Raw genomic sequence first — 18759 nt, forward strand, 5'->3', positions numbered from 1 at the left:
AAAACGGTCTAAATGCTTATTGTTTGGGTGAGTAAAGCTTCATTTCAAAAACTATTTTTTAGTATAACTTTCAGGGCTGTAATGGATTTTATGAAAAACTTTGTGGTTAATAATATTTGTATTTATTTTGTTATATGGTGGGTGAGTGTCACCTCGGCTCATGCAATGAGTGCTTATGATGACATTATAAATTTATCAAAACATGGTGAAGACTTTATTGAGGGTGAGAATATAGATGGTTTTTCTGGTGAGCTTTCATGGAGAGTTAAAGATGCAACATTTCCCGGAACGGGGCTTGACATAAACATCTATAGAGAGTATGGCCTGACAAGTTACCCAACTAATATGGGAGAGTGGAACTTGTTGACGCCAAGAGTCGCCATCGTGATTGAGAGAAAGGATACATACTGTGGTCAGTGTGTAGATGATTTTGACCTTCAGAGCGTAGTCATAGAAATACCAGGCGCCTCGCGCCAACCAATGGTTAAAGCCGCTAATAGCAAAAATTGGATCTCCATTAATAATTCTACTGGTTGGGTTGCTGAGCCAACAATTGTGGGTGGAAAGATAAGCCTCATCGCTTATTCGCCTCAGGGTGCTAAATACGAGTTTAACTATAGCGAAATTGAGGATGTAACGAGCCTAAAAAATGCAAATATAAGCATTAATGCGACTCGTGTTAGTGATGGCTTTGGGAACTATATTAATTATGAATATATGAGATATCCATCAGGTAATAATTACTTGGTTGGAGGGGAGTGTGCTAATAATAATTCTTCTTCATGTGTTGGAGCTATGAAGATAAAAAGAAATATTGTTTCGCCAACAAAAATATTAGCAAGCGATGGTAGAGAGGTGACGTTCTCTCATAAAAAAAGATATGCGCACGAAGTAGGCGGCGAGAGCTACTATATTCAGAGTATGAGTGTGACCGAAAACGAGCTTGTGCGTACTTGGTATTTTAAATACTCAGAGGAAGAGGCACATTCTGCTTTGCTGGATAGAGTTATATATCCCGATAATTCTTCCTGGGAATACAAATATAGGCTGTTTGATGAAAGCTTCGAGCTAAGCTCTGTAAAATATCCAACAGGGGCTTCAATATACTATACATACGCTACGATATATCAGAACAAAAACCCTTTTGGAAACGGAATTCAGAGAGGTGTTGTTCGTCGTATATTGAATTTTTCGGGCAACGGCTTAACTACAGATTATACATACTCATTTATAGACGAAGGTTACCCATATGTGGCGGTCAGCCTTCTTGATAATGGGGTTTCGAAGATTGAAAGGAAATATATTTGTGCTGCCTCACCTATTTTCAAAGTAAACGGTGTTGCAGTAAACGATCCCTATTTCGGAGTCTTGTATGAAAAAAATATAGTTGACTCTGTAAGTGGCGAAGTCATGAGAAAGTACAAGTATGACTATGTGCTTTTGAACCAAAGAGGAAGTTTTTATACAGGATCTGATAAGAATGTTACTTACGTAGCTTATCCGTATTCGTTTCCATTGAGAGTTGCTAAGGTAGAGGTGGATGGTAAGTACACTACTTCTTATAGTGATTTTGATGAGTACTATTATCCGCAAAAAATAGTCGAAGGTAATGGAAGGAGTGAGCGTATAACATTGTTGGAGTATAAGCATACAAAAAAGGGTGTGGATGCATCTCTTAGGTACATCGGAATGATTTCTGGTAAGACTATTTTAGGCGATCAAAATAAAAAATGGACTACCATGCGATCATATGATGACTCGGGAAAACTAACTTCTCAAACTGATAATGGTATAACAGAAAACTATACTTACTTTAGCTCTGGTGAATTGGCAACAAAAACCTACTTTAATGAGAGTGGGGCTCAGACTATTAAATATGAGCAGTATTATCGCGGATATCCTAGATATGAAAAATACCCAGACGGCTCTGAAGTCCTCAGGGATATAAATGACGCGGGAACTATAAACTGGGAGAAAGATGCAGAGGGTAATGTTAAGACATACGGATATGATTTGATGAATCGTGTTTCACGACTTGAAATTCCAGGCTTGTCGGGAGTGAATATATATTACGGATTTAATAATGTAGTGATTACCCAGGATGATTCTGGCAGTAGAAGGGAAATCTCTTTGGATGGTTTGGGTCGCCCAATACTATATAAAAGAAGCGGTTTAAATATTCGAGATGTATATGAAAATGTTTCATATGACAAACTGGGCAGAGAGATATTTAGATCCTATCCTTCAGAAGATCTTAGAGAAGAAAAAGGTGTAAGGACAGAGTATGATTCTTTAGGGCGCCCATTAAGTATAGTTAATAACGCAGATGGCTCATCAGAAAGATTTTGTTATGGTAAGAAATGTGTCAGTTATAGTCTGGGCCTTGTTTATGATGATTTGCATTCGGTTTTGGATTCATATGGGAATATAACTTATTATCTTCTGGAAGGAGTAGGTGATCCTGATGAAATGAAGCTAAAGTACATAAAAAGAAGTGGTAAGACAATTTCTATTTCACGAAATAAGAAAGGTGATATCGTTTATGTGCAACAAGGTAATTTGGAGCGCTATTATAATTATGCTGATGGAACATCTTTGGTAAGTGACGTTGTAGAACTTCCAGAAGGGCGAAGGTCTACGTTTTACTATGACCAGTCAGGTAATGTGATTAGTAAGAAAGTACTGGAAGAAGGCGAAAGTTATTACACTTATGACTCAATGAATAGACTGAAAAGAATCGTTTTTCCTAATGCTTCTACTAATGGAGATGAGTCCCCCTCCATAAATTACGAGTACAACAATAACGGTCAGCTTAAGAAGTCATCCAAAGGAAATATCGAGCATACATATAAATATACATCATGGGGATCTATCGATAGCGATACTATTAAAGTGTTATCTGAGGTTTTCTTGCTTGACTACGATTACGATAAACAAGGAAAACTGTCAAAGATAACATATCCAAATGGGTTTGTGTTGGACTACTTGCGTGATGATTGGGGGCGTCCAACAAAAGTTGGCGAATATGTTGCTGATATAAGTTATTACCCATCCGGAAAGGTTCGTAGTTATAAGTATGGGAATGGTCAAGTTATTAGCTATGATCTCGATTCAAGCGGACGTATAGAAAGAGAGCAAAGCAGAGGGAGCTTTTCGATTCCTATTGATCATGAGTATTCTTATTATGGAAATGGAAGGCTGTATAAATCCTTGGATAACTTAAACTCTCTGAATAGTATAAAGGGGATTTCCTATTTTGAAGGTGGTGCACCAAAAAGCGTCAGTATGGCTTCAGGAATAGCTTCCTATACATATGATAAAAGCGATAATTTGACTGTCAGCCAGATAAATGGTTTGAAAGGTTATCAGTTTACCTATAGTAAAGGAAAGTTGGAAAAAGTGGCTGGGGCTGAAAGTCTTGACTATAAGTACAATGTTTATGGAGCTGCGGTGGATAATGGTCATTTTAAAATGATATATGATCAAGCCGGCGAAATGATTAAAGTTCTGGGAGATGACTTTAGTCTTGACTATGTCTATGACGATAGAGGCCACAGAGTTATGGAAATAAGTGAAGAGAAGGCAATCTGGCAGGTGCGTAATCCCGAAGGGGCGGTTCTTTATGAAAAAGACCTTATCGGTGATGTAGAGTCGATGTATATTTACTTTGACAAAAAAATAGTGGCTAAGGTTGATAGTTGCACATACAAAGACTCGGACAAGGATGGAGTTAGCGACTGTAAAGAACGTCAGCTGGGCTTTGATCCATTAAATTCTACCGATGTTATCGCCGATGACGATGGTGATGGTCTGAATAATATTATGGAAATCAAAATAGGTACTAATCCTAGAAGCGAAGATACTGATAACGATGGTATTCCCGATGGATGGGAGATCCGCTTTGGCCTTAACCCTCTCAGAGATGACTCGAGTGAGGACGCTGATAGAGATGGCGAGAGTAATTATATGGAATACCAGAAGGGGACGAACCCTTTAGATCCCCTCAATATTCCGGTGGCGGCAATACTACTGCCGTCCCTGTATCTACTTCTTAATTAAAGGAAAGTACTATGAAGAAAAAGATATACCGTCTTCCTTTTATATGTAGACAAGAATGGTTGAGGGTTGCATTTTTTCTAACGGCCGCATGCTTTTCGAATATAGTACTGGCTGAAAATTTAGTGACATACTACCACAATGATAGTTTTGGCTCCCTGATGGCGGCTACTGAGGAACATGGATACTTATTATGGAGAAAGTCGTATACCCCTTATGGGAAAGAAATTGGTAAAGATGCTCTGTCTACCAAGTCTCGCATTGGTTTTCTAGGAAGTGAGGTTGAGGTTAGAACAGGTTTGAATTATATGCGAGGACGCTATTACGATCCTTTGGCTGGGCGATATATGTCATTAAGCCCTCTAGAGTTTAACGAAAACTCTATCTTGGGGATAAATAGATATATATTCATTGATCAATATAGAGCGGATGCGAACAAGGACCATGACGACAGCGCCGATTCATGTTTCTATAAATCTAGTGTAGATGTACTCTTTTTAGATTTTCCAGAGTTTTTTGAATGCCATAACCCCGATATATTTTAATAGCTCCATTTGGACAATAGTGACTAATAGATTCTATAAGTAGCGCTTTGTCGCAGGCGGTTAATAGCAAAGCCACCTTCTAAGAAGGTGGCTTTTTACTGGCATTGGGAGAGGCGTCTTTCTGCTCCAGTAGTATCTTTATGCTAACAGGCGCTTCGTCGGTGTTCTTTTTTTGTGCATCAATCGATTAAGGGGAATTTCTCGGGCAAAAAGTGATCAGATTCATTAACTTTATGTAATTCCCTGCTAGGAATGGCGTTAGCTTTCATTTAGTATTGCTTCCTCTATTAATGGAGACGATATAGGGACGTTATCTAAAGATCCCTTTCAATTCATGCCTGCAGCTGACTCTGAATTATTGCAAGTATCTCGCAGCTAAAACCAATATTTAAATGGTCGGTCTGTAATCGCTAACGACTTAAATAATCTGACTTTTTATAGGGATGGCCATATGCAAACTACTTATAAGTCTTTGCTCGCAATAACGCTAATGTGCGTTGCTGGCTTCGCTTTTGCTGGAAAGTAACCCGGATTACGACTCACTTGAGTGAAGTGGCCATGTTTGAAACAGAGTAGCGTAGCGAGGTGCCAGCATGTGCTAGATATAGGTTGGTTGTATCTCTAAAGACGGAAATAGGCCGGGCGATGTACTCGCAAATGCTAGCTGCTGCTCTAGGGGTAAATGTAAATATTGTGGGGATGGAGGACTGCTCAGTATGCTCTGACAGAGAGACTCCGAAGTATATTGAGGTGATTTATCTTGGCTGATAGGCAACTGCTCTGAGCGGTTTTTAGTCTAAGGTATAGGTTTATGAACTTAGGATAAATATATAACTATTCGTGCGGACGTTTCTTTTGGGACGTAAATGCTTGTTAATTTTTATATTGATGATTTGGGAAAGTTTTGTAATGTCAATAAGGTTGAGGGTTTTTACCCTGGTAATAGCAATTCTTGCTTCTAACTTGGGCTACGCCATTTCGGAAAAGGAGATAGTAGAGCAAACTAGAATGGAAGTGCAAAACCTTCCAGGAGAGTTTGTTGACCTGTTTAACGTTGGTGTTTCCTGGCGTACTCTGGATGCGAGTATACCTGGGCCAAATGGATTGGATATTAATATCTACAGATCGTTTGGAAGTCATTCGTCGAACTCGTGGACCTTTGAGTTTCCTGAACTACATCTTGCCGTTAATGACTATTGTATGGACTCTGATCACTGTGAGAGAAATAGTGCTGGTCGGTGGCGTAGAAAGATAGAGGGCGGAGGTTTACTGAAAATTCCCGGTAGGTCGCCAATTATTTTGACAAGAGGGAGTGCGTCTCAATATCAGCGAGGCCAGTTTAGCTCAGTAAATGGTGAAAAGTGGTCTGTTGAGTTATATGGAAAATTTGACCACTTGGATAAAGATGCCGAAATGAATGCAACAGCCTATGCCCCTAATGGTTACGAATACTATTTTGAAGGCCGTAGGCATGTGGAAAAGAACTATGGTATAGGCAAAGAAGATCGATACTATCACTCTAAAGTTACTGTAAAAGACCCAAATGGAAATACAATCGCTTACTATAGAGGTAATAATGGAGTATATAAAATAGAGGCTAGTGATGGGCGGATGGTTGTAATTGATCGCTCCGAGTTTCAGGAAGGCTATGTTAAGTACTATCTTCCTACTAAGATAAAGCTTTTTTCAAATGGTCAGAGCCTTGGTGAGTGGAACTATTCGTACAGGGCGCAGTATAACATTAGTGACTTCTGTAGTGGTGCAGGTGGTAAAGAAGAGCGTGAATTATGCTATAAAAATGCTAGCTCATGGTTTTTTTATAATATTGTAGAAGCTAAGGGCCCTGAGAACAGAGTATGGAGTTATGAATATGGCGCTTATGGAGAGCATAGGTCGAAAGATATACGGATAACAAAGGTTTCGCTGCCTACCTTAGGAAGTGTTCATTATGGTTATGATGATGGCGATGACTTTAGCAGCCTGACTAGAGTTGTTCGGAGCCCTGGTAGACCCGATGCTAACTGGAATTATAGATCGAAGAAATCTCGTAAGTACTGGCAGTATAATAGCGGATTCATGACTGGCGCCTTTTATACCACCGTTATTTCTCCATACTCCAGAGCAAAGTATGACTTTTTTAATACTTATGTTACGGGGGTTGATGACCCAAAAAATGGTTTGTATGGAGAGGTGTCAAGAGTCTCTATTTATGCTTTGTCCGATACTGCTATGAGTAACCCTCTCAAAGTTACTCAATATGAATATTACACTGGAGGAAAAGTTGGTAGGGTCGCCTCAGATAAAGGAAGTGAATCGCCAGCAACGGAGAAAGGAGCATATAGAACTTTTGTTAAAAAGATAACAGTGGACGACAGGTTTGTTACAGAGCTTTTTGATCTAGATTCTGCCAATTTTTGGCGCACCAAAACCGAAACCACCAACGGCAAAACCCGAACGACCCGTTACACCTACAAACACCAGACATGGTCCAGCTCCCAGCCGCAACTGATCGGCTTGCTGACTGAAGAGAAGGTGGAAGGCGATAACGGCGAGAACTGGGTAACCTCTGTTGTTTATGACACAAAAGGTCAGCTCACATCGCGTACGGCGAATGGCGTCACCGAATCGTTTACCTACCATAATACAGGTGAACTGGCGACGAAGTCCTACACCAACCACAATGGGCCACAAACGGTCTCTTACAACAATTACTTCCGCGGTGTGGCGGGAAGCGAGCTGTATCCAGACGGCTCATCCATCACTCGCTCTGTCAATCCGACCGGCACGATTGCGTGGGAGGATGACGCGGAAGGTCATCGCACTTCCTATAGTTACGATGCCTTGAATCGGGTCACGCGGATTGACCCGCCAGGTCTGGCGGCGAGCAACTATCAGTATGAGCCGAACAAGATTACCGTGACGCGAGATGGCTCAGGTTATCGTAAGGAAATCACGCTGGACGGACTGGGCCGCGCTGTGTTGTCGAAAGAAAGCGGCGCTGGTATTGAGCCGGTTTATGTGCGTACCGAGTACGACGCGGGCGGGCGTGAAACGTTCGTGTCCTACGCCTCCGCCAACAGCGGCGAGCCATTGGGCGTGGTGAAAACCTACGATGCGCTGAATCGAGTGACGTCGGTCAAAAACAATGCGGACAATAGCACGGCGACCTACTGCTATGGCGTCCCCTGCGTGAACTACTTGAGCGGCTACAGTTTTGACGACGCTTATACGGTCACCAATGCGCGCGGTCATAAAACGGCGTATCTGCAGCAGGGCTACGGCTCGCGGGATAATCTGCAGAACCGATACATCGTGGCGGACATCGCTGGCGCGGCGCGGCAGGTGACCAGCATCAATCGTAACAAGATCGGCGATATTACCTCCGTCACTCAGGACGGCGTAACGCGCACATACGTCTACCAACCGGGAACTCGTCGCATGAGCAGCGTGATGGAGCCGGAGCGCGGCAAAGTGGTGTTTTCTTACGATGCGGCAGGCAACACGCGCAGCAAGCAGGTGGGGGCGGAAGGCCTGATCACCTTCACTTACGACGCCATGAACCGCCTTACCAATATTGGTTATCCCGCAGGCAATGGCGGTATGGCGGCCACGCCCAGCGTCGCTTACGACTATGATCGTAATGGTCGTGTCACCAGTATGGCTAAAGGCGCGTCGACGCGCGGCTATGCGTACACGCCTTGGGGTGCGCTGGACAGAGAAACGCTGAAAGTCAACGACGTTACGTTCAATCTGGACTACGCCTATAACCAGCAGGGACAGCTGTATCAGTTGACGTACCCGAACAACACCACATTGACCTACAGCCTGGATGACTGGGGCCGCCCTACCCAGGTAGGCCAGTTTATTTCCAATATTCGTTACTACCCGACTGGGCAAATGTCAGGCTATACCTATGGCAATGGCCAACAGGTGAGCTATGCCCTGAACGCGCGTAAGTTTGTGGAGCGTATTAAAAGCGTCGGCGCCAGAACCACGGCGATGGACCTGTCCTATACCTTTGACGGAAACGCCAACGTGACTTCCATTACTGATAACGTTAATAGCCTGAACAGCATCACGGCGCTGGGCTATGACGGCCTGGATCGACTGACGTCAGCGAACGGACGTTGGGGAGCGGGAAGCTTCAGCTACGACGCCAAAGGCAACTTGCTGAGCAAAAACCTGGGTAATCTGGGGGCCATGACGTATCACTACGACGGCAACAATCGTCTGGCGAACACCACCGGCGCCAACGCCTTCAGCTTCTCTTACGACGCGTACGGTAATGTTAGAAACAACGGCCGTTTCAACATGACCTACAACCACGCCAATGAAATGACCAACATCAAGAATGGCGAGGTCAACATTGACTACCTGTATGACGGCGACGGCATTCGCGTGCTGGAAGTGCATGACGATAAAGCCATTTATCAGATGCATGACAAGGCGGGAGACTTGTTGTACGAGCAGGACTTCATCAGCAACAAAGAATCGGTCTACGTGCGCTTTAACAGTCAGACCATCGCCAAGATGGATACCTGTCTCTTGAAGGACACGGACAACGACGGGATCACTGACTGCCAGGAGCAGCAACTGGGGTTTGACGTCTTCACCCCGACGGACGCCTATGCGGATGACGACGGCGACGGCGTTAGCAATCTGGCGGAAGTCAAGGCGGGAACCAGTCCGAGAAACGCGGATACGGATAATGACGGCATCCCGGACGGCTGGGAGCTGCGTTTCGGTTTGAACCCATTGGCGAATGACGCCGGCGCTGATATTGACGGCGATGGATTCAACAACCTGCAGGAATACCAGAACGACACCGATCCCAAGGACCCTTTGAACGTGCCTTTGGCGGCGAAGCTGGTCCCTGTGTTCTATCTGCTGATGGATTAAGGAAGGCAAGTAATGAGACGTAAATCCATGTTCAAGATAGCCAGCGCGTCGATGCGCCATGTACTACTGCAAGTGGCGACGTTGTTCGTCACGGCGCTGCTGGCGGTAAGCGCCAGCGCGCAAACCCTGATTACCTACTACCACAACGACGCGTTGGGCTCGCCGGTAGCGGCGACGGATCAGGACGGAAACCTGCTGTGGCGGGAGAACTATGCGCCTTACGGGCAGAAGATCGACAATCCCAAAGAAGCCTATGACACGCACATAGGCTACACCGGCAAGCCGGACGAGGGGAAAACCGGGCTGACGTACATGAACGCCCGGTATTACGACCCGCTGGTGGGGCGGTTTATGGGGGTGGATCCTGTGAGCTTTCTTGATAAGGGGCGTAAATACTTCCAGCGTTATACATATGTGGACAATAACCCTTATAAATATAAAGACCCTAATGGCGAATGGTATTTGGCAATAGGAGCGGTATTTGGAGCTGCGATAGAAGTTGGCGTTGCGGCTTACTCTGGTAATATCAACGACTTTGGGGATTTTGCCGCCCATGCTGCGATTGGTGCTGTTACAGGAGCTGCAGCCGCTATGGGTAACACTACACTGGCCGCCGCTCGATGGGGGGCAGTCGCGGGCATTACAGGCAGTGTGGGATCACAAGCATATGATTATGGACCATCAAATGTAGATATGGCGCAGGCTACACTGGCTGGCGCATTTGGAGCTGCTATTGGAGCTGTCTCAAAAGCTATAGTTAGTAAGTTTATGCCGAAGTCTAATTACCCGGCAGTACCTGAGGCAGCGGCAAAAGTGCCGCCAGGGAAAGCTCAGCGGGTGATGGAGCAACCAGCCACTAATTGGGTAGATAAAGCTGAAGAAGCTAAAAAGGTAGCGCAGGCATCTGGCGTAACTGCTGCTACTACAGAAACAACTAGGCAAGTTGATACGGAGAAAGAAAAAGAAGAAAAGAAAGAAGAAAAGAGGGAGTATGTGTTTAGTATTTCTGATGATTGAGTTGTATTCCTTATAGGCTATATATTGTTGGCGATACTGTCGAGAGTGCAGTGTCGCCAGTCTTTTGCAGCTTTCTGAGGGGGTGATGAAAATAAAATGGGATATTTATATATGAGGGAAAACTACTCGTTTTTCGATAAGTTAATAATGGTATTGGGAGGCGGCGTAGGTGTCTATGCTAGTCTTTTTTTTTTAGAGAAAGTTATCGGTATTCAACTGAACACTGATATTCATGCAGTATCCTGGTGGATGCTTGTTTTGGGTTTTGTGATGCCGATTTTATTTGTAGTGCTGGGTATGGTGGGATTTCGAGCCATTAAAGTTGCACTATGCAATCGTTTTTTTAGTAAACGCTCGGAATAGTGGGCTCAAAAATCTGTATTAGCCAAGCCTCAGATAAATATGAGACTTGATACTCTGTCTGCATATGTAACAGAGATAATGTCAATCTTCTGTGTTGGGTTTATTGATTTTTGACAGGGTGTCAACTTTTCAATAAAATTGATGTAATAAAAAAGAAAAAAATGATTTTCTTGTATGAAGGAAGAGTGTGATAAATGCCTTGCCCTCTTTATGCTATGGAAATTAATTTTTAATATTGTTTTGATGAGATACTAACTGTATATGCAGTGCTTTATGTGTGTAAGGTTAGGGTGATATAATTTTCCGTTGAAAATAAAGGATTTAAAGAAATGACTAAGAAGGCTTTATTTTTGTTAGCCTCAATATTTGTAAGCCAGCTTTCTAGTGCTGCCGAGTACCCAGGAGCTTTTAAGATTAAAAAGATTATCGTTTCCAGGCCTGATAATTTTCACTTTCGAGTAGTAACGGACTCTAATAACTCTGACTATGTGCATTGTAGCGGCGGTCCAACTAATCCTGCTTGGTCGTATGTCAATGAAGCCGATCCTGGCAGCAAAACAATGATGTCAACTTTATTGGCGGCTTATATGGGAAATAAAACTGTAACTGTCGTAACGGAAGGGGTGGATACAAACGCTGGGCGTCAGTGCAAGATTATTGAGCTTGAGCTTTCTGACTGAGTTTTCTGGTAGTTCATCTATACTCATGGTTAGAATCCAAGAAGTATGAATAGAACTATCCTTTTAAGCAATTTATAACTCTTTGTTCAAAAGACGCTATGACCCTGCATAGTAGCAGGGTCATAGCTTGTCTTAACTCAAATTACATGCGGAGTGTTTCTGCTGGGACAATCCTAAGAAATCTTTGAAAACACCAGAATCAGTTATATGCCGTAAGCCTAACGGTTCAGGAAGGCTTACGATGGAACATATGACTTTCTCAGAAGCTGAATTCCAAAATTAGAAAGCTAAGACCCGCCGGAAAATATTTCTGGAGTAGATGGATAAGCTAATTCCTTTCAAGGAAGTGAATAAGCAACAACGGAGGCAGGGACTGATAGTGTGGGAAGGCAGCTAGGATTATTTCCGCCCCGAGCTCCACCAAAAACGGAACGGTCAACGCGATCCGGAAACGCGTCAGGCTCAAAAGGGCAATGAGTGGCGCTTATAGGGCGAGGGTCCTGCGCGGGGTGAAAAAAAGCGTATATATGGTTGGATCAAATTCGCAAGGGAGAGATATTTTTTCTATATCTATGAGTTATTTAGATATTTCTAAGCCAGATGTATATTTTTTACTTAGAAGCTGTAGAGAATAGTTGCTTGTGAATGAAATGCTTTTTTGCGGATAGTGGAAGCTTTGTTGAGGTGATGTTAGTGATGAACGAAGTAAGTTTTTATATTTGAGTTTGTAGAGTTTTTTGCCGAGAAAATTTGCTAGGCTGTCTGGTATGTAAGGGCGTAGTTATGAAAAAAATATTTGTTATGATGTTGTCCTTGTCTTTCATCTCTTTTGAGAGTAGGGCGGGAGACTTTGATAAGGTATTAAATACTTTCTTTTCTGTTTCTATTGGTTCTGACTTGAATATTGAAGGTGAGACTATAGATTATTTCACTGGGGATGTTAGGTGGTCAGTTCGTGAAGCTCTTATTCCTGGGGGAGGCGGGCTTGATTTAAGTATTTATAGGTCATATAACTTTGCAGATCATGGAAAAGGAATTTTGGGGGACTGGTCTCTTGATGTTCCGCGTGCATCATTTGTTTTAAAAATCTCAACAGAATGCGATGATAACGCTCAGAATGGTGGTCACTGTTGGAATAATACTGAAATTAGCGGAATTACAGTCGAACTTCCAGGACGTAAGCCAATTGCTTTGATACTGAGAGATGGGAAGTATGTTTCAGTCAGGGGAGAGCCAGGATGGAGTGCTAGCCTCAATAAAGCATCTTTAACTGCATATTCGCCAGATGGTAAAGCATATTTATTTGATCAGGGTCCATCATCAGATGGACCGATGAATTTTAGTGCTATTCACCAGTTTCCAGTTTATGTATCGTCAGTTACTGACGCACACGGTAACTGGATTAAATACAAGTATCATAGAAAGGTTTCTAATCATTACTTTTATGGCGAAGAGTGTATGAAAGGGCCTCTGCTTAAAGGGGATAGGGAGCAGTGTGAGGGAAGTGAAATATCGGCTATGGAACATGTTTTTCCTAAGCTATTAACCCGGCATCGATATAGGCATTCTATGCTGCATATTTGATGCTTGGGTGATTAAAGTATTTTTTCACCCTCGCAGGTTTCTTTTGCAACATACACATATGTGATCGGATTTTCTTTTTGAGGTCCCCTTTCTTTCGCGCCGGCTTACCACTGTGAACTCCCGCTTTTAAGTCACAATTCAGGTATTCGTCCGGGTTCAATTCCGGGGAATAGGCAGGTAAATAGAATACTTCAATATGGTCCCGGTTCTCCTCAAGCCAGGCTTTCACCACCTTGGCGTGATGGACTCTCAAATTGTCCAGTATCAGGAAAACCTTGCGTCTGGCGTCTTTGATCAGCCGCTTCATGAACCCTGTCAACCGGTCCGCGTCCATCGTTCCATCATAGATTTGAAACCTCACTTTGCCCTGGTTGCTGATCGCCGAGATCATATTGACCGACTCCCGCCTGGCGTTCAGGCGAATCACCGGCGTTTTCCCTTGGGGCGCATAGCTCCGCCCATGCTGGGCGTCGCTTCGCAGCCCTGTCTCGTCCCCCCAATAGATCTCAGCCCCTTCCGCCTTGGCTCGTCCCTTGATGACCGGGTAGTCCTCCTTCAGCCACTTCTCGACTAGAGACGGGTTTTGCTCATACGCTTTTTTCGCCAGTTTCTGTGGCGTGAAACCCCAGGCGGCCAAATAATTGCCGACCGTTCGGATCGCCAGCTGTTCTCCCGTCTCCTGCGCAATGAGTTGCTGCACCGCCTTACGGGTCCAAAGCGCATACTCCAGCTTGAGCTGATCCGGGCTGTTATCGGTAATCAAAAGCCTGATCCGGTTCTCCTGGGTTAGCGTCAGTCGTTGTCCCGAACCGGGCTCTCGTCCGCGGGGCCTGGACTTAATCCCGCTAAACCCTTGCGCTTCATAAGCTCTGATCCATTTCCCCACCGTCAGGTTATGGACGCCGACCTTATCGGCTATTTCGTGATAGCTGTATCCCTGCTTGCGCAGTCGCACGGCTTGTTTTCTTTTTTCTTCCTGCGCGGCGGCAGGTAATGAGCGAGCATCATCTATAATCATGCGGGCATTGTATCATGCTTATATCGGTGCCGGATTATTATTACGCTGCCAGTGTCCCTGAGTGAATAGGGACGTTAACGAGAAGGCCGCGCGACTTGCGTGAACGTCGCTCAATCCCTGGCATTTTCCCGAAAACAGGATTTATTATGTTGAGTTCTCCAAAATTTCCTGTATTTTATGCAACCTTTTTTCCGGCCTAACGTCTTCCTCAGATGGTTCGCCGGGCTTCCACCGGCTTATTCGGGAGTTAATTTGTGGAAAAGACTTTCATCAGCGCTCAACAGCTATTAGACGATTCCTTCAAACTGGGCCTGAAAATTTACGAGAGCGGCTATCGACCTAACTATATTGTCGGCGTATGGCGCGGCGGCGCTCCGGTTGGCATCGCGGTGCAGGAACTGCTCGATTTTCTGGGCGTGGAGTCGGACCACATTGCTATCCGCACCTCTTCCTACACTGGCATCGGCGAAAGAAGCCGTCATGTTACTGTTCATGGTCTGAACTACATGGTCAAGCGCGTCAATGCGGAAGACTCTGTTCTGATCGTGGATGATGTGTACGACACCGGCTTGAGCGTACAGCAGGTGGTGACGGATCTGAAAGCGGCCTGCCGTAAGAATACGCCGGACATCAAGATTGCGACGCCATACTTTAAGCCGTCCAACAACAAAACCGACAAAGTGCCTGACTACTTCGTACATGAGACGGACCAATGGTTGGTTTTCCCCCACGAATTGCACGGCCTGACCACGGAAGAAATTCTGGAGCACAAGCCAGAGCTGGCGGTCATTCACGACAAGCTGCTGAAGCTGCGTGAGGGCGAAAACTCCTGATTTGGGAAGCATACGCCTTTCTTTTTAAGTGAAAAAACTTTAGTTGCGGCAGCTCGGTGAAGAAACAATAAGCCGGGCTGCTCGCCGTCTTAATAGATAAGTCCTTATGAGACTCCTTTTCCCCTCCCATCCTCTTCACTCTCAGCAACCAGATGACTCCTACCTGGAAGAATTTACGGCGTTTCGTCAGGTTGGGGTGAGTTGTTCTGTTGTTGATACTGATGCGTTGGGCAACGGTCTGTGTGATGTACGCCCTGCAATAGGGGTGGGTGAGCCGGTGCTTTATCGGGGTTGGATGCTTGCTCCTGAGCGTTACCGTCAGTTGACTCAATTGATTGAAGAAGCTGGCGGGAGGCCGGTAACGTCTTTTGAAAATTACCTGCGCTGTCATCATTTACCGGGCTGGTATGAATCCTGTCAGGCGTATACCTCCGAAACCCGATTTTTCTCCGACGACGATCAGTTGCTGGACGCGGCGGCGCGTTTGGAGTGGGAAAGCTTTTTTGTAAAAGACTTCGTCAAATCCAATTCGACCGGGCAGGGTTCTATCGCGCACTCGCCGGAGGAAGTGGTTGAGATTGTGAGTCAGATTCGTGCGCATCGTGGCTTCATGGAAGGCGGCGTAGCGCTGCGGCGGGTGGAGGAGTACGACTCAGCCTCTGAGCAGAGATACTTTGTCCTGAACGGCGTTGCTTACTCTTCCCATGGTGAGCCGCCCACTCTATGTCGGGAAATAGCGCAGTATATTGACGCGCCTTTTTATTCTATTGACCTGGCGCTTCGACAGGACGGGGTTATGCGCTTGGTGGAGATAGGCGATGGTCAGGTATCGGACAGAAAGAACTGGCCATTGGATGTTTTTGTGAAGATGTTGGCTCACAACGCATAATCAGGTTCGTGTCACATTCTCACGTTTATTTGTGGACAACTGTATATTTAATCGTTCCGGCGTCTGTATACTCAGAAAGGTCACCCTTCCAATGGACGCCGCCATGACATGGACTCTCCGCCTCCCTCCCGTCGCCTCTGGTGCGGGCTCGCTATCTGGCTTCACGCCCGCTTGGCTGAAACGCGTTGTGAACGCCGACTTGACTGAATTTTATGTCTCCCATTTGTCTCCTTTGTGGTCCATGCGTCAGGTCAAGGCGCGGGTCGTCGATATTGTCGAAGAGAGCGCCGACTGCAAGTCGTTTATCTTGCAACCCAATGGTCTGTGGCGGGGCTTCAGGCCGGGTCAGTTCGTTACGGTCACTGTTGAAATAGAAGGCGTGCGTCAGCAGCGCTGCTACAGTTTGTCTTCGGATTGGCGTGAGCAGGAACGCCTTCGCATCACTGTCAAAGAGAAGAAAGATGGGCGCGTGTCCTCCTGGCTGCTGCGGAATCTGCGCAAGCAGGATGTTTTGATGCTGAGTCAGGCTCAGGGAGAGTTCGCAGCGCCGCAGTCTCTGTCAGAACCTCTGCTGCTGATCGCCGCAGGCAGCGGCATTACGCCGTTGCGCGCCATGCTGTATCAACTTGAAGAACACCCTCGAAACACCGTATTGATTTATTACGCCCGTAGCCGCGAAGAGCTGATCTTTGCGGAGGAAATTCGTAAAGCCGCTGCTCATTGCGCGCATCTCACCGCGCATATCTGTTATACCGCAGCCGCTCACAACCAAGCGGAAGAGGGAGGACGCTTTCATCCAGATCAACTCTCCCGCTGGGTTCCTGATTATCGCGACCGGCGGACACTGGTCTGCGGCCCTGAAGGATTGATGCAGCGCGTGCGACGGCATTGGCGGGAAGAGGGGGTTGAGGCGCGCATTAGCTTCGAAGATTTCACTGGGACCTTTCATGATTTCTTCGACCCAGGACTCATTGCGTCGTCACAATCGGCGACTTACCAGGTGGACTTTCAACGCTCCGCCTGCGTCATTGAAGCTGACGGGCGGCAGAGCCTGCTGGACTTGGCTGAAGCCGCCGGGCTGCACCCGCCCTTTGGTTGCCGGATGGGAATTTGCCATAGCTGCAAAGCCAGAAAACGAGCGGGCGTGGTGCGTAATCTGGTGACAGGAAAAGCCTCCGGCGCCGGAAATGAAGAAATCCAGTTGTGTATTTGCGTCCCCATAACCGATGTCTCTCTTGATGTGTGATATCTGATGAATCAGAACAAACAAGGAGATTTGTTATGCGCCATCCTTCCAGTCGAGCATTAACGCCGGAACAGTTGGAATCTTTTCAGAATGAGCTGGACGACCTGCGCCAGCAAGTGGTGGATGATCTGGGTCAGCGGGATCTGGAGCATATTCGGGGTGTGATAAACGCGGTCAGGTATTCAGAATTAGCTGGCCGAGTGTTATTGCACGTCAGTTTCACGCCTCTGGGCGTGGTCGCAGGCGTGGCCTGTTTGTCTTTGTCCAAAATTCTGGAGAATATGGAAGTGGGCCACAACGTGATGCACGGTCAGTACGATTGGACCCAGGATCCGGCTCTGAATTCCAAACGCTATGAGTGGGACATTGTATGCGCCGGCGACGCCTGGCGGCATTACCATAATTACGAGCATCACACGTTCACCAATATCCTCGGCAAAGATCGTGATTTCGGTTACACCATTACTCGATTGACTGCGGAGCAGCCCTGGCGGCCGGTTTACTTGCTGCAACCGGTATACAATGTGGTTCAGGCGCTGACTTTCGAATGGGGCGTGGCCTTATTCGGATTGGAGCTGGAGCGTGCGGTGTCCGGCAGAATGAGCAGACAGGAATTGGTTGGTCGGTTAAAGCCTTTTTTACGAAAAGCGGGCAGGCAACTCGGCAAAGATTATGTGTTGTTCCCAGTCTTGGCGGGCGTCGGTGCGCCTAAAGTTCTGGCGGGTAATCTGGCGGCCAATGTCATACGCAACGTCTGGGCCTACGCAATTATTTCCTGCGGCCACTTTACTGCGGACACGCGGGTTTACACTGAGGAAGAAACCCGCAATGAGAGTCGGGGACAGTGGTATCTGCGGCAATTGCACGGCTCCGGCAACATTGAGGGCAGTCGTGGTTTTTATCTGCTGAGTGGGCATCTCAGCCATCAGATTGAGCATCACCTGTTCCCGGATATTCCCGCACATCGCTATCCGGAAATGGCGCCCAAAGTCAGAGCCATCTGCGACAAGTACGGGCAACACTACAATACCGGGCCTTTTCTGCGTCAGTTCGGCTCGGTGCTTAAACGTATCGTGAAATATGCGCTGCCGATAAAAGACGCTAAGACTGATACGCCACAATCAGCGCCGCCGTCAGTTCTGAAATCAAAGACCATCGTGGCGCGCCGGACAGCGCGCGACAAGAAACTTGCGGTAGCCTGAGTAAGGTAAAGCATCCAAGGATGTGCATTAGGGTTCAATCGGTGATAATGGTGCGTTATCAATATTCGATCCCTTCACAGAAGTAAGTGATATGTTAGAAAAAATAGATCCCCAGACCTTGGATGCCTTATTGAGCCGGGTTCGTAGTTATGCGCAAGATATGATGGAAGATTTTGGCGATGAAATCAGGGAACTGGTTGCTGGTGCGGGCAATGAGCGATCCGGCGCTATCCAGGTGGAGGAATGCATCAGTAATTGTTGGGATATTTATGTTTGTGGGGAGATTCAGGACTGGGTTGATGAGGCAATGGAAGTCCAGGAAGGGGATGAGGAAAGTGAGTGCCTGGATACCTTGCATGAAGAGGTTCAAGAGCACTTCACCAAATCCTGTTATGAAGTGCTCGGTATGATGCATCTCTATTATTGA

At 46.1% G+C, this 18759-nt stretch carries 13 protein-coding genes; 12 read left to right on the forward strand and 1 reads right to left on the reverse strand.

Annotation, left to right across the window (positions count from 1 at the left end):
* The first annotated feature begins 12 nt into the window (after positions 1-12).
* The 7 genes from EUZ85_RS15740 (at position 13) to EUZ85_RS15770 (ending at position 13144) form a co-directional block, all read left to right on the forward strand.
* Positions 13-4059: an RHS repeat protein gene (locus EUZ85_RS15740; protein WP_127970184.1), complete on the forward strand. Its 4047-nt coding sequence runs from the start codon at positions 13-15 to the stop codon at positions 4057-4059.
* 11 nt (positions 4060-4070) lie between these two features.
* Complete coding sequence (locus EUZ85_RS15745) at positions 4071-4601, forward strand: RHS repeat domain-containing protein (protein WP_127970185.1); 531 nt, start codon at positions 4071-4073, stop codon at positions 4599-4601.
* Between the two features lie 2364 nt (positions 4602-6965).
* Positions 6966-9500, forward strand: a complete 2535-nt coding sequence (locus EUZ85_RS31150; protein WP_164887260.1) for an RHS repeat protein — start codon at positions 6966-6968, stop codon at positions 9498-9500.
* 12 nt (positions 9501-9512) lie between these two features.
* Positions 9513-10517 carry an RHS repeat domain-containing protein gene (locus EUZ85_RS15755; protein ID WP_127970187.1) on the forward strand — a complete coding sequence of 335 codons (1005 nt, stop codon included), beginning with the start codon at positions 9513-9515 and terminating at the stop codon, positions 10515-10517.
* A 96-nt stretch (positions 10518-10613) separates the two neighbouring features.
* Positions 10614-10880 (forward strand): hypothetical protein, encoded by a 267-nt coding sequence (locus EUZ85_RS15760; RefSeq protein WP_127970188.1) that lies wholly within the window; start codon positions 10614-10616, stop codon positions 10878-10880.
* 329 nt (positions 10881-11209) lie between these two features.
* Complete coding sequence (locus tag EUZ85_RS15765) at positions 11210-11560, forward strand: hypothetical protein (RefSeq protein WP_127970189.1); 351 nt, start codon at positions 11210-11212, stop codon at positions 11558-11560.
* Positions 11561-12343: 783 nt separating this feature from the next.
* Positions 12344-13144, forward strand: a complete 801-nt coding sequence (locus EUZ85_RS15770) for a hypothetical protein (RefSeq protein ID WP_127970190.1) — start codon at positions 12344-12346, stop codon at positions 13142-13144.
* Here EUZ85_RS15770 and EUZ85_RS15775 read toward each other — a convergent pair.
* Positions 13128-14162: an IS630 family transposase gene (locus EUZ85_RS15775; RefSeq protein ID WP_129498742.1), complete on the reverse strand. Its 1035-nt coding sequence runs from the start codon at positions 14160-14162 to the stop codon at positions 13128-13130. The genes EUZ85_RS15770 and EUZ85_RS15775 overlap by 17 nt on opposite strands.
* A gap of 254 nt (positions 14163-14416) precedes the next feature.
* On the opposite strand from EUZ85_RS15775, the gene EUZ85_RS15780 reads away from it, so the two are divergent.
* The 5 genes from EUZ85_RS15780 to EUZ85_RS15800 all read left to right on the forward strand — a co-directional run bounded on the left by EUZ85_RS15780 (position 14417) and on the right by EUZ85_RS15800 (position 18759).
* Positions 14417-14995, forward strand: a complete 579-nt coding sequence (locus EUZ85_RS15780; RefSeq protein WP_011397635.1) for a phosphoribosyltransferase — start codon at positions 14417-14419, stop codon at positions 14993-14995.
* Positions 14996-15101: 106 nt separating this feature from the next.
* Positions 15102-15884, forward strand: a complete 783-nt coding sequence (locus EUZ85_RS15785; protein WP_241567051.1) for an ATP-grasp domain-containing protein — start codon at positions 15102-15104, stop codon at positions 15882-15884.
* 103 nt (positions 15885-15987) lie between these two features.
* On the forward strand, positions 15988-17130 hold the full coding sequence (locus EUZ85_RS15790) for a ferredoxin reductase (protein ID WP_164887261.1): 1143 nt from the start codon (positions 15988-15990) through the stop codon (positions 17128-17130).
* 35 nt (positions 17131-17165) lie between these two features.
* On the forward strand, positions 17166-18332 hold the full coding sequence (locus EUZ85_RS15795) for an acyl-CoA desaturase (RefSeq protein WP_127970192.1): 1167 nt from the start codon (positions 17166-17168) through the stop codon (positions 18330-18332).
* 91 nt (positions 18333-18423) lie between these two features.
* Positions 18424-18759: a hypothetical protein gene (locus EUZ85_RS15800; protein ID WP_127970193.1), complete on the forward strand. Its 336-nt coding sequence runs from the start codon at positions 18424-18426 to the stop codon at positions 18757-18759.

This window comes from Hahella sp. KA22 (assembly GCF_004135205.1).
Lineage (GTDB): Bacteria > Pseudomonadota > Gammaproteobacteria > Pseudomonadales > Oleiphilaceae > Hahella.

What these genes read in the sequence shown, in the direction of transcription:
- EUZ85_RS15740 (WP_127970184.1), top strand. Translation starts at nt 13, where the DNA reads ATGCTTATTGTTTGGGTGAGTAAAGCTTCATTTCAAAAACTATTTTTT.
- EUZ85_RS15745 (WP_127970185.1), top strand. Translation starts at nt 4,071, where the DNA reads ATGAAGAAAAAGATATACCGTCTTCCTTTTATATGTAGACAAGAATGG.
- EUZ85_RS15755 (WP_127970187.1), top strand. Translation starts at nt 9,513, where the DNA reads ATGAGACGTAAATCCATGTTCAAGATAGCCAGCGCGTCGATGCGCCAT.
- EUZ85_RS15760 (WP_127970188.1), top strand. Translation starts at nt 10,614, where the DNA reads ATGGGATATTTATATATGAGGGAAAACTACTCGTTTTTCGATAAGTTA.
- EUZ85_RS15765 (WP_127970189.1), top strand. Translation starts at nt 11,210, where the DNA reads ATGACTAAGAAGGCTTTATTTTTGTTAGCCTCAATATTTGTAAGCCAG.
- EUZ85_RS15770 (WP_127970190.1), top strand. Translation starts at nt 12,344, where the DNA reads ATGAAAAAAATATTTGTTATGATGTTGTCCTTGTCTTTCATCTCTTTT.
- EUZ85_RS15775 (WP_129498742.1), bottom strand. Translation starts at nt 14,162, where the DNA reads ATGATTATAGATGATGCTCGCTCATTACCTGCCGCCGCGCAGGAAGAA.
- EUZ85_RS15785 (WP_241567051.1), top strand. Translation starts at nt 15,102, where the DNA reads ATGAGACTCCTTTTCCCCTCCCATCCTCTTCACTCTCAGCAACCAGAT.
- EUZ85_RS15790 (WP_164887261.1), top strand. Translation starts at nt 15,988, where the DNA reads ATGACATGGACTCTCCGCCTCCCTCCCGTCGCCTCTGGTGCGGGCTCG.
- EUZ85_RS15795 (WP_127970192.1), top strand. Translation starts at nt 17,166, where the DNA reads ATGCGCCATCCTTCCAGTCGAGCATTAACGCCGGAACAGTTGGAATCT.
- EUZ85_RS15800 (WP_127970193.1), top strand. Translation starts at nt 18,424, where the DNA reads ATGTTAGAAAAAATAGATCCCCAGACCTTGGATGCCTTATTGAGCCGG.